This is a genomic window from Streptomyces sp. NPDC002788 (assembly GCF_053592115.1).
The window spans coordinates 180163-195192 of the sequence record NZ_JBSFVB010000012.1 but is presented as its reverse complement, the minus strand read 5'-3'; the positions used below and the strand labels follow the sequence as shown (position 1 = coordinate 195192).

Here is a 15030-nt window from a genome sequence, read left to right as displayed (position 1 = left end):
CCGGCTATGTTGCCCCGCCGTCAGCGGAACGGGTTCTCCGTCCCGCGGTCCGCCTCACTGGCCGCGTCGAGGAGTTCGTGCAGGTCAGTGCCTTCGGCGTCCCGCTGGTCGATCCACCATCCGGCACGGGTGACGGAGCGGGCCTTCTCCTCCAGCTCCGCCCAGTCCGCCTCGTCCCAAGTGCCCTCGATGACGAGCGCGGTGTGCGCGGCCGTCATCAGCTGGTGGCGGGAGCGCTCGCCCCAGCCCAGGGCCTTCTCCGGGCCCTCCAACTGCGGCATGTAGAACTGCTTGGCCCACGCGACGGCTGCCTCCTGCTCCTCGGCCCGCTTGGTCGCGAGCCATTCCTCCTTGGACTCGGAGTCGGCGTCGCGCGCCGCCTTCCAGCAGTCGGTGCAGTCCTTTGACGCGAGCCAACGGGCAAAGCCCGCCCGCTTGTCGGCAGGACGATTGGACAGATCATGATCCACGCTGTGGGAGCAGGCGTGCTCCACGGTCCAGTGCGTACGCACGGCCATAATTCGATCTCCTCAAAGGGGTTGGAAAGGTGGGGGCGTGCCCTGATCAGGACGTCTTGTGCCGGCCTCGGAGTGGGCGGCGGTGTCGGCCGCGCGGCCGGTGCCCGGCGGGGCGGAGCTGTCGGCGCGCGGCGAGAAGGACGGCGAGGGCGAAGGCCGCACCGGCGGCGGGGAGCGCCGCGCTGGCGAGCGTCTGCTCGGCGAGGCGTCCGGCCAGGGCGGTACCGGCGGACTGCCCGACGCCGATCGAGAGGATCAGCCACGCATACGCCTCGCTGGTCCGGCCCGCAGGGGCGAGGGCATCGGTGGTCACGTAGGCGCAGGCGACCACGATGGTCAGGAACGCACCAGGCACGGCGACCGCGGCGGTGGCCGCGAAGGGCGCAGGCAGGGCCGCGAGAGGGAGCCATCCGGCGAGGAACGCGGCGCTGGCGATGATCAGCCGGTCGGCGGTGGTCCGACTCCAGGTGCGGCGCCCGTAGACGAGGCCGCCCAGGAAGCTGCCGGTGGAGAACGCGGCGGGGATGATGCCCGAGAGCATGTCCTGTTCGTGGTGCTCGGCTATGGCGATCGACCACACGTTCATGGCCCCGATCGCGAACCCGATGCCGGTGAGCGAGACGAGCAGGAGCAGCAGGCCGGGGCTGTTCAGCCGTCCAACGGGACCGTGCCGGGTGCCGACTGCCGGTGTCGATCGCCAGCGTCGCGATGGCGGAGCGAGGACGACCACGATGGTGCCGACCAGGCCGAGGACGGCGGTGACGGTGAGCGCGACGCTGGGGTTGTACGCGGAGGCGAGGGCGGCGACGAGCAGGGGGCCGACGATGTACAGGAGGCCCTGCGTACCGGTGTCGAGGGCGAGCGCGGCGTGTCGAAGGCGGACGTCGGGCAGCACGCTGGGCCACAGGGCCCGCAGCCCGGCCTCCAGGGACGGGGTGGTCAGGCCGGCGGCGACGACGAGGGCCGTGGCGAGGCCCGGTCCGCCGTACGGTCCCGTCAGCGGAAGGGTCACCAGGAGAGCCGAGTTGAGCACGGCGGCCGGAAGATGCACCGCCATCTGGCCGTGGCGGTCCATGAGGCGTCCCTTGACGGGCTGCACCACCGAGGAGGACAGCCCGTACAGGGCGCTGAGCAGTCCGCCGAAGGCGATGCTGCTGCCGCTCGTGGTGGCCCACAGGAGGATGGCGGCGGGCGCCATGCCGTTGGGGAGTCGGCCGGTGAGGGTGCCGCCGAGGAGGCGGGCGACGTACGGGCTGCCCAGCACCGCGCCGTAGGTGATGCGCGGTGCCGGGGCCGGGGGTGCGGTCGGGGACAACGGGTGCTTTCTCGGGGTCTAGCGGTGGCGGGCGGTCGTGCTGGCGCGGGGTGGCGGCGTGGGCGGGGTGGTGTCCACGGCCGGGCGCGGGCAGGCGCGTAGCACGGGGTGCGGTGCGGGGGCAGGACGGCGACGGTCGCGCCGAGGTCTTCGGCTGCCTCTTCGACTTCACGGGTGAGGAACTCGATCTGCCGTCCAAACGCTGAGAGGCGGGCGGCGATCTGGCGGCCCTGCACGGTCTCCAGGGCGCTGGCGAACTGGCTGCTCGTCTCCAGAAGTTCCTGCAGGCGGACCATCGGGCCGGCGGCGTAGCCGCGCTGGACGGTTCCGAGGAGAGCATTCGAGGCGTCACCGGCACTGTGGCCTTCGACGACGTCGCGGATGAGTTCCTGCAGGGACACATCCGGGGCCGGTGCCGGGCGGTTGAACCGGGAGACGTCCGCGCGCAGGATGCCGGGCGGGACCGGAGCGGGCAGGGACTTGCCCGCCTCATGCTCGTGGGCGTAGTGCCCGATCACCTGCCAGCCCGGTACGCCCGGGTCGCCGCGCAGCGCGACCACCGTCGAGTTGTTGTCCTCGACCAGGTAAGCGAGGGTGATCGGCTGTCCGTCGGCGGTATACCACGACTCGGTCAGCTCCAGCTCGCCGCGCCGCTGCGCGGCCTGGGCCCTCTCGGTCCACATCTGCTGCTCTTCGTCGGTCAGCGGAGCCTTGTGGTGCTGGCCAGCGCGCTGGTCGGCGAGGTTGCTGGCGATAGAGCTGTGGTCCGCCCAAGCCGTGAAGTGCGGCCACAAGGCCGCGTGCTGAGTGCGTTCGGCGGGGGAGCCGGGCGCGGCCGGCCAGTCGAGGGCTCGGCGGAGTTCGGCGGCGGAGGCAGCCAGGCCGTCCAGGACGGCCACCCGGTCAGGTGCCGGGCGGGTGGCAGCTCGTCGAGCACGAGTCGGGCGGCATCGAGGAGAGCCTCGGCGTGCGGGGCGAGGTGGGTGGCGTACGCCTCCACCGCCGCCTTGTCACGGTGGGCTCGTGCGGCTGCGGCGGCGCCCACGTGGACGGTACGGCCGTAGCGGTCGCGTGTCATGTCGAGCGCGGCCTCGGTCTCGCTGTCGATGACCGCCATTCGCAAGCGGAAGTCGCGTGCCCGGTTTGCCAGTTCGGGAGCTGTCGGCAAGGGGTCGTCGGGGGCCGGGCTGCTCGCGGGTGTCATCGTGACCGCCCGCCGGTCGCGGCCGTCAAATGGACGGTCGGAGCGTACGTGGGCTTCGGCGGGATCGGCCGGGCCGCTGGCGGGGAGGTGGTGGGCGATGCGGAGCGCTGCGTCGTCCGGCCGGCGGCGGCCTGGGTGAGCCGGCTGCGGCGCTCCTGGAGTCCGTTGGGCCGGACGGGGCGCGGCGGGTCGGCCGAGAGGGACGGCTCGAGGCGGATGTCGGCCTGCACGGTGTAGCCGTGGCGGCGCAGGTCGTGGACGGCCTGGCGGGTGCGGCGGACTCCGTCGCGCTCGGGCTCGATGAGCCGGTACAGGCCCGGTTCTCCGGGAACGGGCTCGAACTGCTCGCGCTCCAGGTACCAGTGGGCGAGGTGCGCGGGCAGGGCGGCGGTGAAGGAGGCCACGAAGCCGTGTTCCTCGTGGTCGCCGAAGGCGAAGTGGGTGCCGGGTCGCAAGGGGGCGGGGTTCTCCTCGGGGCGTGGGCGGAAGGGTCAGGGGCCGCGGTGCGCGGGCCGGGCCGCGGTGAGGGGGCGGGCTGGCGCGGTGACGGCCAGGGCCGGGCGACGATGGGGTGCGTTGATGCGGGCCTGACGAAAGAACGTTTCGTCGTCGGCGAGCCACTTGTCGATGGCTGGCCATGCGCGTGCTCGGCGCTCCTGCTCCGGCGCGGAAGGGCCGTATGCGCCCACCAGTACTGCTCGCCCGAGGCGATCGTGACGATCCCGGACTCCCGGCTGTGCAACAGGACGATCTGCGCCTCAGCCACGGACCAGGTTTTCGCCACCGCGCAGGACGGCGCGCAGGCTGCGGCCGTACGCCCAGGCGTGCTCCCGGGCAGCTGCCTCCAGCCGGTCGTATCCGACCTGGGCCGTCATCTGCCCGTCCCACTTGCGGTACCTGTACACGGGTACTGGCAGCAGGATGCCGGGGGCGAGAGCGGTGACGCCGAGGGCCGCGCAGTAGTCCTCGCCCTGGACGAGGCCGCCCATCGGCGCGGCGCGCACGAGGTCGGTGCGGGCGAGGATGGTGGTCGGCCCGATGGGGATGGTGTCCGTCGGCGACTTCCAGTACGTCCACACGTCACCGGCCTCGTGCCGGCCGGGCGGCGTGGGGCAGCGCCACAGAGTGGTCGAACCGTCCGGGTGCTGGTCCTCGCTCCAGCCGGCGCACCAGCCGACTCTCGTCGACTCCAGGGTGTTCAGCCGTACGGCCATAGCATCGTCGGTGAACAGGTCATCGTCGTCGGCCCAGTTGGTGTACGGGGTGCGTACGTGAGCGAGGGCCAGGTTCCTGGCGCAGGCGGCGCCGACTGGACGGGGCAGCGCCAGCGTGCGAACGCGCGGGTCCTGCGCGAGCGGGGCCGGCAGACGGTCGGGCGAAGCACCGTCGAGCGCGGTCACGGCCTCCCACGGCACGGACTGCCGGGTGAGGCTGGCGTGCATGGCGGTCAGGTAGTCCAGCCGGTCTTCGCGCAGGCGGCTTGCGATGACGACGCTGATCAGGGGCGTGTTGTACGGGGGCAGAGAAGGCTCCGGGAAGACGAGGGGGAACTAGCGTCGGGCGGCGGGGCGCCGGGTGCCGGCCTTCGCCAGGGCTGCGGCAGGAGCGCTCTGGGGCTGCCTGCCGCGCGATGCCCGGATGGCGGGCGGGGAGTCGAGGGAGGACCAGGCCGCCGGGTGGTCGTTGAAGGCGGTGCGCGGGTCGATGGACCAGCTCACGATCGGGCCGATGTCCTCGCGCAGGAAGCTGATCACCTCGACGCCCTCCTTGTGCAGGACGTACCCCCACTGCATGTCCTGCTCGTCGGCGGTCGTGTCGGTGACCGACATGCGTACCGGGGGTGAGCCGTCCGGGGCGATCAGGTGGTCGAGGTTCGGCTGAGCCTGTGTTCGCCGCCGGTCAGCGCGGTCACGAGTGCGGGCGGGGCGTCGTCGAGGAGATCGGTGCCGAGTTCGTCCCAGCCGACGGCGACGTCGTCGATGAGGTGCCGTGACATGGCCTCGATGTTGCGTCCGAACTTGTACTGGTAGGCGGCCAGGAGCAAGGGGAGGTGGTGGCTGGGTACGCCGTCGAGGTGGATGTGGATGCCCGTGTACCCCGTACCGCGGGTGGGGCGGGCGATGAAGGAGCGTGTGGACAGGGGATGCTCCGGAGCGAGCGGGGTGCGGGGGAGGTTCGGCGGCCGTCACGGTGGCGCGCGGGTGCGTCTACGCGCGGTCGGACCAGGACGGGACCGGAGGGCCGGAGGCGTCGGTACGCGCGCAGGTGTAGCCGATCAGGCGGGAGGGCTCGGCCTTCGCGGGGACGGTGGCGGCGTCGTTGCACACGAATGTGTAGCGGATGGAGGTGCGGGGCACGTCGTGAAGCCAGGCCCGGTCGTCCTTGCCGGGGTTGATCTGCAGGCCGGAGTGCGCGACGGAGTCGGTCTGGGTGTGCGTGTGGGAGAAAAGGATCAGCGCGCCGCCGTCTGCCGTCTTGAGGGCGTAGGCGTCGTTGTAGCGGTTGTCGGCTCCGTCGAAGACGGTGGTGCCCTGGTTACCGAAGCGGGTGCCGGTCTCGTCGTGGACCTTGATCTGCTGCTTGCTGGCCTTGGTCGGCGCGAAGACCTTGCTTCCGCTGTTCGTGCCTCCGGTGGCGAAGTTGTCCAGCACGGCAGTACGCAGAACGTCGGCGTCGGCGGCTAGGTGCTTGTTGTCGTTGGCGGCGACGGCCGTCGCGTATCCCTCACGGTCGAGGGCGACATCGGGCAGCTTCTGGCTGTCGAGGTCAACGACGGACACCATCTCCCAGCGCTCGTGCTGGGGCCGTTCGGCGAACACGGCCAGTCGCGAGGGGGCCTTGCCCTTCTCGCTGGAGAGCGCGGCAGCGAACCAGCCTTCCTGCCCGTCGGCCAGGCGCGGGATGTACAGCTTGGCGCTGGTGATGTCGTAGGACCACGCCTTGTACGGCTTGCGGTCCTTGGCGGGAAGCCCTTCGGTCTCGGTGTAGTCCGAGAGGGACATTGCGTACAGCGGCCCGTCCTCGACCGTGTCGAGCAGGCGCCGGTCCCGTTCGGCGTTGGCCTCGTTGTTGATCTCGGAATAGCGGGTGATGACGTCACGGGCCTGGGCGGCGCTGAGAGCGGGCACGGGCTTCGGGGCGGTGCTGGTGCTGGGCGTCTGCCGGGCCTGGGCGGGGCCGTCTTCGCCGGAGCAGCCGGTGAGGGCCAAGGCGAGGCAGGCGGCGCCGACGAACAGCGGCAGGGTACGGCGGGCAGTGCGGATGGAGGCTCCAAGGGTTCGCAGGGGGGAAGGAATCAGGGCGTGCGTCTGGCGGTTGGGGCGGCTTTCGGCGATGCCGGCGGGAGGGCCCGTGGGGGAAGGGACGACGCATTGGCCGGGATAGAGGGCAGTCGCGGTGCCAGCGCGAGCGGAGTGAGGGCCCGCATGCGGTCCTCGGCCACATGCAGGACCTCTGCGAGGTTGCGGATCTCGGCGGCGGCGTCGGCGAGGTCGTAGGACAGGTCGAAGCCGTCGTCCTCCTCGGCTTCCTTGGCCTTCTCCCCGGCTGCTTCGAAGAACTCGCCGAGCTGCGTCAGCAGGCCGTCGGAGGGTTCCAGGATCTGGTGCAGCAGGGCAGCGGCATCCGCATGTGACTCGGCTCCGTTGAGCCGGTCGGTCAGATCGCGCAGCGCGTCGCCGTAGACGTAGACGGGGCCGCGGTGTGGTGTGCCAGGGACATCCCGGGGCTCGGGCGGGGGTGCCGGTTGGGGTGGGTGCACGTGTGGGCTTTCGTGGGGCAAGACGGGGTGTGGTAGCAGCCCGAGCTGGGCGAGGCGGTGGTCGATCGCCTCGATCAGGGGTTGGGCGCTGCCGCCGTGGCGGGCTTCGGGCCGCTGGGGAGCACCGGGGTCGTCGGAGGGAGCTGAGTCGTAGAGGACCTCGAACAGCGTCTGGTCGTCGGGGTGCTCGTGAGTCGCGATCCAGCCCTCCGGGTCTCCGGGCGGTCGCTCGGAGGACGGTTCCTGCGGCGGACTGATGACCAGGTAGCTGCCGTCGGGGAGCGAGACGCGCACGTTGTAGGTGCTGAGGCCGAACTCGATGTCGCACTGCAGTCCGCGTGCCCGCAGCGGCGTGATGACGTGTGCGTGGCGACGCCACAGCTCCTGCCACCACGGTGTGGGCACGTTGCGGTGGTCGGGAATCGGCGCGAGGGGAGCTGTGCGGGCATCTGAGGTGTTCGCTTCGTCAGCGGCCACGGCTTCTCCTGCGGGACGCTGATGTCCGACGGGGCGGAGGCGCCCGGCGAGCGAGGTCGGCTTCCGGCTTCGGACCCGGAGTGAGGTCGACTGCGTACTCGTCGTAGACGGCGATCAGGTCATGTTCCGACTGGGCTTCGCGGTCGACGGTCTGCGCCATGAGGTCGTCGTGATCGGCCTGACACTGCTGGTAGTCGGCCCAGTCGGCGTCGCTGAAGTGTGCGGGGCGGTTCAGGGGGCTCCTTGCGGTCATGATCGGGCTCGGGGCTATCGGTGGCGACCGCTCGGCCCGGGTGGTGGAGGCGTCGGGCTTTGCTGCGGGGGAGATGGGCGGAAGAAGCGGTGGATGTCGAGGTGGTCGTTGAGTTCTTGGCTGCGCGGCGGAGTGAGTCCGAGGAGCGGCGCAGGTAGGCGCGTGCTGTGGCGTGGTCGATGACCATCCGGTTCTCCGAGTGCTGCCGGTCGGTCGGGCCTGCGGAGCGGGGCAGGGAGAGGGCGATCTCCGCTGTCTCGGCGAAGGCGGGTACGGCGTGGCTCGATATGGCGGCCGTCGCGAGGTGGGCGAGGACGACGGTGCCGGCGCGGGTGGTGCTGTGGCTGCGGCGGGCGAAGTCGGCTGTCAGGTGGAGGATGTCGCGGGAGAGGGCCTGTGCCTCGGCGGCGTGCTGCAGCAGTTCGGCGTAGGGCGGCGTGGCGGGCACTCGGCCTCGTCGTCCAGCAGGTGTGTCTGTTCGGCGGCGGAGCGGAGTCTGGACTGCAGGGCGTCGAGAGAGTCGGTCAGGTGGAGAGTGGCGTTGCGGGGTATCAGCTCGCGACGTGGGTTGGAACTCATGGGCTCCTGCTTTCAGTGCATGCGGGCGTCGGTGTCGAAGAGCGCCAGTTCGTGGCTGTGCAGGAGGTGCTGCACGATACTCGGCGAGCTGGCGGCGGGCGGCCTTGCGGCTGGCGCGGTCGGTGCCGTGGGGGGTGAACAGCGGGCTGGCGGACGCGCGGCGGGCGCGACGGGCGGGCCGGTGGCTCATCGGGGGCCCTCGATTCTGCGGGTGGTGCTCATCGCATGCAGGCCGTGGTGTGCGGGCGGAGGTCGGTGGGGGTGGTTTTGCGGCGGACTACGTGTCCGGCGGTGAGGTGGCGTTGGCAGATCGTCAGCACGGGCGGGCCCTCGGGGAGCCGTTCTGGATAGCAGGTGCTTGTCTCGGCGTCGGCCTGGGGTGTGCCGGGCAGCAGGTGGAAGGCGGCGTGGACTTCGCTGGTGGCCTGCCAGAGCCTGGTGTGGGCGGTGGCCAGGTGACGTCCGGCTGTTGGGTGCGGGGGCCGGGTGTTGTCGGCGAGCCGGTCCAGAAGCTGGAGCAGAGCGGTGAGGTGGGCGTGCAGCGCGTCAAGGTGCAGACGATTTCCGGGCTTGGGCGGGTCCGCGTCCGACGGCGCTAGGGTCCGTGCGTGGTGGCGGATGCCGGAGCTCGCGGCGCGGAGGTAGGGGTGCGCGTCGTCGGGGGGCGTAGGAGAGGTCAAAGGTGGTGGTCCTTCCTGCCGGTAGGCAGGGCAGTGAGGGGCGTCCCGTCGCGGGTGATCCGGAGTGCGGTGGGTCGGGGTGCGCACGGGCGCGGCTGGTTCACAAGGCGGTGCGGGCAAGCGGGAGCGCGGTGAGGGCGAAGGCGTCGGGCTGCTGGTAGTTGAGCCGTCGGAGGTCGACGCCGGAGGTGACGGCGTGGGTCTCGATCTGTGCGCAGGCGGCGTCCAGGAGGGCGTCGGTCTCGGCGGTGACGGTGACCAGGCCGGTCAGTGCGACGTCCGCGTGTCCGGCGATGAGCTGGCGTTCGCGGGTTTTGACGTCGGCGTACTCGACGGAGTCCTCTTCGGAATCGACCTGCCCGCGGCGGGCGCGTTCGTTGGCGTCGGCGATGATCGCGGCCTTCTTGCGCTGGACGTCCCGCAGTGCCGACTCGAGCCCCTGCGGCACGTATATGAGGGAGAGGCTGCGGCGCACGCCGGCCGTGAACATCAGCCCGTGCAGGAACCCGGCCCCCATCTCGGTCCTCGGCCAGTTCTCCACCCAGTACGTCGCGTGCCGTGCGCTGTCGGTGGCGAGGCGGTCGTACTCCTCGAACTGGACGACGGGACCGGCGGCTGCGGGGTCGGCTTCGGCGCGGCCGGTCTCGGACCATTGCTGGAGCGCGGCGAGGGCCTTGGGGTCGTAGGCGGTGCGAATGACGGCGGCGATTTCCCGTGCGCTCAGCCAGCCGGTGACCTGGAGACCTGCGTTGCGGGCGGCCTGCGCGATGGACGCGGTGGTCTGCTCCATGACGGTGAACGCCCCGGGCAGCCCTCCGCCGGCCTGGTTGATCAGGCGCCGGGCGGCCTTGAGGTCGAGTGAGATGGCGAGGTAGGTCTCGTGCGGGGCGGCGGCGGGGCCGGCAGAGGAGACCAGCTCGGAGTAGAGCTGTCCGGCGACGGGGGTCTGGGGCTGCCCGTTGTGGGTCCAGTGGCGGGTGAGGGTGTCGCCCGAGTCGGGGACGGTGCGTTCCAGCACCTGCACGGTGGCGATGTGCCCGGTGCGGGCGATGCCCGCGAGTGCGCGTCCCCAGCTGTTCACGTTGTGGTTCTGGGTGGCGGGGTCGAGGAGGGCGAAGGCGCGGCTGGTGACGCGGGCGATGGCGGTCAGGGTCTGCTGGTGCGGGTCGTGGACGGCTGCGGCACCGTTGGCGGAGTCGCCGGGGGTGACCACCTTGAGGGAGGCGGCGGTTCCGGGCAGATGGAGGACGCCGTCCTGCCGGGGCCGGGTGACGGGCCGAGCGAGCCAGAGGGTCTGGCCGGTGCGGCGACGGTGCGCATACCGGGTGACGATCGGCGCCCAGTCGATCAGGGAGCGGCCGTGCCGGCGGATCGCGACGAGTGCCCCGGATGCCGCCCACAGCGGTGCCAGGGCGACGGCGCCGAGCAGCCCGGTGGAGATCACCGTCATCAGCAGCAGGGCCAGCATGCAGGAGACGAGTACGAGTTGGGGCAGGGAGAGGCCGAGGAGGATGCCGCGGCGGCTCCGGTGCGGGAACTTCACCGTGACCGGGGCGACGGAGAGATCAGTCAAGGGGCGGGTCCTGGAGGCGCGGGTGGAACCCGGGGGCGGGAGGGCGCGTGCACATCCCGCCCCCGGGGGTTGGTCAGGGAATCAGAGGCCGGTCGGAGGCGGCGGGGGTCCGCTGGCCCCGCTGGACGGGGCATTCTGCGCGCCGGAGGGCGGGGGTGCGCCCTGCGGCGGCGGGGTTGTGGTCGGCGGAGTGGACTGCCATCCGCCGCTTTGCCCAGACGCGGCGCTCGCGCCGGATCCGCCAGGCCCCGGACTGCCGCCCACCTGGCCGCTGGTGTCGTCGGACACGCTCGTCGGCGCGGGCTGGACGGCCTTCTCCAAGCCGGACTTGACCGCGTCGCCGCCGGGCGAGGAACCCGTTCCGCCGCTCTGCGATCCCTCCTTGCCCTCTCCGCCTCCGCCGGTCGGGTTGGCGGCGATGTCGCCAGGGAAACCGCCTCCGGCAGCAGCCTCACTGCCCAGCGCTGCGGCGCCTGCTCCGGCGGCAGCGCCACCGGTTCCGGCGGTGGCCGCAGCGGCGGCGGTCTTACGGGCGGCCTTCTCGGCGTGAGCCTTGGCCATCTGGGCCCCAGCGCCACCGGCCCGGTGGATGGACTCGCCGTCGGTGCCTTCGGCTGCCCAGTGCACGAATTTGAAGACGGCGTACGGGCACAGCAACACCAGAATCATGATCACGATGCCGGACATCACGTCGGCCAAAGCGGCGATACCATCGCTGGTCTCGGTCTTGCCCATGGCGGCGATACCGAGCACGAAGATCACGGTCATCAGCAGCTTGGAGACTACGAGGGTGGCGGTGGCTTCGATCCAGCCCCTGCGCCAGCGGCGCGCGACCTCCCAGCCACCGCCGGCGGAGGCGAAGACGGCCAGGGTGACCATGACGAGGATGCCGACCTTGCGGACCATCATCACGCACCAGTAGAGGAACGCGCCGATGGCGGCGCCGAGACCGGCGACTGCCGCCACGAGCCAGCCCAGTGCGGACAGGCCCGGGATCTGGCCGACCTTCACGATGCGGCGCACAGCCGACTCGATGTTCAGGTTCGCTGTCTTGAACAGGCCGGCAGACAGGGCGTCGACCACTTCGACGGCGACCGTGGTCAGGGCGATGGCGCAGAAGGCGAACAGGACGCCCGACATGGTGCCGGTGAACGCTTGTGTCAGGGCTTGTCCGTCGCGCCTGACGGCGGCTCGGACCAGCTGCGCGCAGAACGTCGCGACCAGCAGAACCAGGCCAAGCGGCAGCAACATCTCGTAGTTGTCCCGGAACCACCCGGCGTTCAGGTCGACCTTGGTCGTGGTGTTGACTGCCTCGGCCGCCAGGTCGGCTGCGGCGGCTGCCAGTTCACCGGCGGACTTCGCCATCCAGTCGCCCATGGCCTTGGCGGGGTCCGAGGCGAAGTCGACCGCGTCACCGACGGCGCACAGCTTGTCTGCCAGGGGGAAATCACAGAAACCCACGGGGAGTTACTCCTCCATTCTTGTGTCAGGCGCGGGTCACTGCGTGACGCTCGGTGCGATGGCGGCCAGGGTGCAGTCGTGGTTCGGGCGGCACTGGACGGCGAGGGTCACGGCACGTTCCTCGGCCCCTCCGCCGCCCTTCTTCCAGCTGAGCGTCTGCTTGCCGTTGACGGTGACGACGTAGATGTACGCCTCGGTGATCGCGGACGGGTCGTCGGCCAGGGCCGCCTTGAAGGCGGACGGGTAGTGGCCCTCGGTGACGCTGGCGGTGGCGTGCTGGTCCTGGTCGGCCATCCGCGACCACAGCACTGGATCGGGAACCTGGCCGGAGACCGAGGCCCAGTCGGCGTACTTGGGCTCGGTGGTCATCCAGGCGCGCATGCCGGCGAGCTGCTGGTCGCGGCTGGTGTCGCGGGTGTCGTAGGACCACAGCATCCGGGCCGCCGCCTTGGCGTAGGCGACCGGTTCGGCGATCTGCGGGGGATTGGGAACTGACCCGGATCCGGAGGACGGCTTCGGGGCGGCCTCGGTGGAGGACGGGCTGTCAGCCGGGGCAGGCCGGGCCTCGTCCGGGGCCTGGTGGCTGTTCCCACCGCCGGTCAGCAGGGCGACGATCCCGGCGATGGCGAGCAGGACTGCGACTACGCAGGTGACGATCGCGATGCGCCGGTTGGCCGACCAGCCCGAGCCGTACGAGGACAGCGAAAGGGAGGGGGATCGTTTCCGCATCAATGGACCTGCGACCCCAGGCCGGAGAAGAAGGCCACGATTCCGTTCGCGGCGCCCAACCCGAGGGCAGCGCCGGCGGCCACGACCGCGCCCTTCTTACCGTTGGCCTCGGCCTGGTGACCACCGGTGTGGTGACCCCAGGCCCATACGCCGAGCGAGACAGCGAGGGCACCGACGACGGCGATGATCCCGAACATGTTGATGCTGTTGACGACGTTCTTCAGCACACTCAGCCCGGGCAGTCCGCCGCCTTTGGGTGAGATTCCTGGGTCGTAGGCAAGCTGGATGAGGCGGTCTGCGAGAGGGACGGACATAGGTGTGGCAGGGCTCCTTGCATACGCGGGCCAGGCGAAGGCCGGCGGGAAGGGGGAAATCGGAGGGGGAGGTGCGCTCGGAGCGCAGAAGTGGCCCCGGCGGTGCCCTGCCCGGACCGACCTCGGGCAGAGGCGGGGAGAGGCCACTCCTCGGGCCGGGGCGCGGCTTCGAGACCGCTTTTTAGGCTCGGGGCCAGGGAGGGCTGTCGGGGCGTGCTACTTCGGGATCGACCGCTTCGGCGCCGGGTTCGACTCGTACGGGTTGGCGCAGTTGTAGATCATGTATCCGCGGATCTTCTTGCCGTCGGACTTCCGGGTCACCGCGCCGCGGGTGTACCAGGTCTTCTCTGCGCGCTTGTACGCGAACTGGTTATAGGCGACCTTGTCGTGCCGATAGGCGATGCCCACGACGGTGGAGTTCTTCGAAGGATCCTTGCGGACCTTGACCGCCTTGCACGAGACCGTCGTGTGGCCGGTGTCGTACGCCTGGGCTGTGGAGGCGCTGGCTAGGCCGCCGGCCGCAACTGCGAGGCCGATCGAGCTGGCCGCGAGGGCGCGCCGGACGCGTGAGTGGATTGTCACGTGGATGCTCCGGGGGGTTGGGGGATAGGGAGTGGGCCGTCGGCTCGTCCTGCTGGGCGGCCGTCGGGCGAAGCGATCGAGAGAGATGGGAAGCTGGCCACCGAGCCCAGCTAATCGGGCAGACCACCGGGGAGGTCCTCGTGACGGCGGCTCACGGGCCTGCGGGCTGACGGGATCAGATGACGCGGCGGACGGCGAGGATCGTCCAGTCCTTGATCGGGGTGATCCGGACCGGCTTGGTGGTGCGTGGCGCCTCGATCACGAGGCCCTCGCCCATGTACATGCCGACATGCTCGGGCCGTGCGGCGGTGCCCCGGCTGAAGATCAGGTCCCCGGGCTCAAGTTGGGAGGGCGAAACCGCCTTGCCCTCGTTGACCTGCGTGTACGTGGTGCGGGTGAGCGTGACGCCGGCATGCGCGTACGCCTGCTGCATCAGGCTGGAGCAGTCGCAGCGGCCCATGGGGTCGGGGCCGTGCGAGTTCGTACAGGAGCCGCCCCACTGGTAGAGCGTGCCGAGCTGCTGCATCGCCCACGTGATGGCCTTACGGGCCCTCGGATGGGCGTCCTTGGGGACCGAGTAGCCCTTCGGGATGCTCCCCTCGGGGATGCGGCCGAAGCCGGAACCGTCCTCGCTCGGCGCGCAGCCGGTCGTACTGGTCGACGGCTTCTTGTCCTGGTCTGTGCCCTTGCCCTCCGCGTCACCGCCGCCGGGGAAGGTCTTGGCGATGGCGGCCTGCAGCGCGGTGGCGAGCTCTTCCCACTGCGCGTACGCGTCTGGCAGGCCGGACTTCTGCACGGCTTGGGCGGCCCGAGTGACGGTCATCTGCTGCCACCCGCTCACTTTGAGCAAGTGCTTGTAGAACTGCTCGCTCGCGTAGGTGGGGTCGCGGATCTGCTCGGCGCTGCCCCAGCCCTGGGAAGGGCGCTGCTGGAAGAGGCCGAGGGAGTCGCGGTCGCCGTAGGCGAGGTTGCGCAGTCGGCTCTCCTGCATCGCCGTGGCGAGCGCGATGATCTGTCCCTTCTTGGGGACGTCGAGGGAGAGGCCGGCGGCCACGATCGTCTGGGCGTTGGGGACCTGCTCGGCGGGCAGGTCCAGGCCATCGACGTGCACGTCCTTGCCGGAGGCGCCGTCGAGGATCTTGGCGACCTGTTCGGCGACCTTGTCGCTGTCGATGTCGCTCAGGCAGCTGCTGAAGGAGCTGCTGCGCTGCACGGCGTCGGCCGAGGAGGCCAGCATCATGCCGGTGCCAGCGATCAGGATCGGGGAGAGGAAGACGACGCCGATGCCGGCGGCGAGCCCCTTCAATCCGAGCGGACCGCTCGCCGGTCAGCGGTTTCGGGCATGGGTGGGTAGCGAGACGTCATGAACGTGTCCTTGGGGGTGAGGTGTCCGGCGTACTGCGTGCGCGAGGCGTCTCGGAAGGGCGCGGCAGCCGGGGTGGGCGATCGGGACGGGCCGGTGCGGGGCGAGTTGCCGCTCGCTCCGTGTGGCCGGGCCGTGAGCTAGGTGTGCCGGGGCAAGGGGTACCTCCGTGAGGTGTGGCAGGGGAGTGGCCAGCGGCGGTGTGCGCCGGGCGGTTCAAAA

Annotated in this window: 16 protein-coding genes and 1 pseudogene; all 17 read right to left on the bottom strand. The window is 71.0% G+C overall.

Annotated features, from left to right (window positions below):
• Nucleotides 1-20 precede the first annotated feature (20 nt).
• The gene (locus tag ACWD1U_RS23220; protein WP_451110114.1) at nucleotides 21-518 is read right to left on the bottom strand and encodes a hypothetical protein; all 498 of its coding nucleotides are present in this window, start codon (nucleotides 516-518) and stop codon (nucleotides 21-23) included.
• A 46-nt stretch (nucleotides 519-564) separates the two neighbouring features.
• The gene (locus tag ACWD1U_RS23215) at nucleotides 565-1833 is read right to left on the bottom strand and encodes an MFS transporter (RefSeq protein WP_451110112.1); all 1269 of its coding nucleotides are present in this window, start codon (nucleotides 1831-1833) and stop codon (nucleotides 565-567) included.
• A gap of 18 nt (nucleotides 1834-1851) precedes the next feature.
• A pseudogene (locus ACWD1U_RS23210) lies at nucleotides 1852-3037 on the bottom strand (hypothetical protein).
• A complete protein-coding gene (locus ACWD1U_RS23205; RefSeq protein WP_451110110.1) occupies nucleotides 3034-3492 on the bottom strand; it encodes a hypothetical protein in 459 nt (152 codons plus the stop codon). Before ACWD1U_RS23205 ends, ACWD1U_RS23210 begins: the two are co-directional and overlap by 4 nt.
• A 303-nt stretch (nucleotides 3493-3795) precedes the next feature.
• On the bottom strand, nucleotides 3796-4539 hold the full coding sequence (locus ACWD1U_RS23200) for a glycosyltransferase family 2 protein (RefSeq protein ID WP_451110223.1): 744 nt from the start codon (nucleotides 4537-4539) through the stop codon (nucleotides 3796-3798).
• 48 nt (nucleotides 4540-4587) lie between these two features.
• Nucleotides 4588-4866: a hypothetical protein gene (locus ACWD1U_RS23195; protein WP_451110108.1), complete on the bottom strand. Its 279-nt coding sequence runs from the start codon at nucleotides 4864-4866 to the stop codon at nucleotides 4588-4590.
• A gap of 29 nt (nucleotides 4867-4895) precedes the next feature.
• A complete protein-coding gene (locus tag ACWD1U_RS23190; RefSeq protein ID WP_451110107.1) occupies nucleotides 4896-5081 on the bottom strand; it encodes a hypothetical protein in 186 nt (61 codons plus the stop codon).
• Between the two features lie 163 nt (nucleotides 5082-5244).
• The gene (locus ACWD1U_RS23185; protein WP_451110105.1) at nucleotides 5245-6246 is read right to left on the bottom strand and encodes a hypothetical protein; all 1002 of its coding nucleotides are present in this window, start codon (nucleotides 6244-6246) and stop codon (nucleotides 5245-5247) included.
• An 86-nt stretch (nucleotides 6247-6332) separates the two neighbouring features.
• Nucleotides 6333-7274 carry a hypothetical protein gene (locus ACWD1U_RS23180; RefSeq protein WP_451110103.1) on the bottom strand — a complete coding sequence of 314 codons (942 nt, stop codon included), beginning with the start codon at nucleotides 7272-7274 and terminating at the stop codon, nucleotides 6333-6335.
• Nucleotides 7264-7527 (bottom strand): hypothetical protein, encoded by a 264-nt coding sequence (locus tag ACWD1U_RS23175; RefSeq protein ID WP_451110101.1) that lies wholly within the window; start codon nucleotides 7525-7527, stop codon nucleotides 7264-7266. Before ACWD1U_RS23175 ends, ACWD1U_RS23180 begins: the two co-directional genes overlap by 11 nt.
• A 797-nt stretch (nucleotides 7528-8324) precedes the next feature.
• The gene (locus ACWD1U_RS23170) at nucleotides 8325-8786 is read right to left on the bottom strand and encodes a DUF6238 family protein (RefSeq protein WP_451110099.1); all 462 of its coding nucleotides are present in this window, start codon (nucleotides 8784-8786) and stop codon (nucleotides 8325-8327) included.
• Nucleotides 8787-8886: 100 nt separating this feature from the next.
• Nucleotides 8887-10359: an SCO6880 family protein gene (locus ACWD1U_RS23165; protein ID WP_451110097.1), complete on the bottom strand. Its 1473-nt coding sequence runs from the start codon at nucleotides 10357-10359 to the stop codon at nucleotides 8887-8889.
• An 81-nt stretch (nucleotides 10360-10440) separates the two neighbouring features.
• Nucleotides 10441-11820 (bottom strand): SCO6881 family protein, encoded by a 1380-nt coding sequence (locus ACWD1U_RS23160; protein WP_107454315.1) that lies wholly within the window; start codon nucleotides 11818-11820, stop codon nucleotides 10441-10443.
• Between the two features lie 36 nt (nucleotides 11821-11856).
• Nucleotides 11857-12549, bottom strand: a complete 693-nt coding sequence (locus ACWD1U_RS23155) for a hypothetical protein (protein ID WP_451110096.1) — start codon at nucleotides 12547-12549, stop codon at nucleotides 11857-11859.
• Entirely contained in the window at nucleotides 12549-12863 is a 315-nt protein-coding gene (locus ACWD1U_RS23150) for a DUF6112 family protein (RefSeq protein ID WP_451110094.1), read from the bottom strand. The genes ACWD1U_RS23155 and ACWD1U_RS23150 overlap by 1 nt, the downstream gene beginning before the upstream one ends.
• A 216-nt stretch (nucleotides 12864-13079) precedes the next feature.
• Nucleotides 13080-13445 carry a hypothetical protein gene (locus ACWD1U_RS23145; protein ID WP_451110093.1) on the bottom strand — a complete coding sequence of 122 codons (366 nt, stop codon included), beginning with the start codon at nucleotides 13443-13445 and terminating at the stop codon, nucleotides 13080-13082.
• Nucleotides 13446-13620: 175 nt separating this feature from the next.
• Entirely contained in the window at nucleotides 13621-14751 is a 1131-nt protein-coding gene (locus tag ACWD1U_RS23140; protein WP_451110092.1) for a C40 family peptidase, read from the bottom strand.
• Nucleotides 14752-15030: the final 279 nt, after the last annotated feature.

Coding starts and splice junctions, on each gene's coding strand:
- ACWD1U_RS23150 (WP_451110094.1), bottom strand. CDS start 12,863: ATGTCCGTCCCTCTCGCAGACCGCCTCATCCAGCTTGCCTACGACCCA.
- ACWD1U_RS23195 (WP_451110108.1), bottom strand. CDS start 4,866: ATGTCGGTCACCGACACGACCGCCGACGAGCAGGACATGCAGTGGGGG.
- ACWD1U_RS23175 (WP_451110101.1), bottom strand. CDS start 7,527: ATGACCGCAAGGAGCCCCCTGAACCGCCCCGCACACTTCAGCGACGCC.
- ACWD1U_RS23155 (WP_451110096.1), bottom strand. CDS start 12,549: ATGCGGAAACGATCCCCCTCCCTTTCGCTGTCCTCGTACGGCTCGGGC.
- ACWD1U_RS23220 (WP_451110114.1), bottom strand. CDS start 518: ATGGCCGTGCGTACGCACTGGACCGTGGAGCACGCCTGCTCCCACAGC.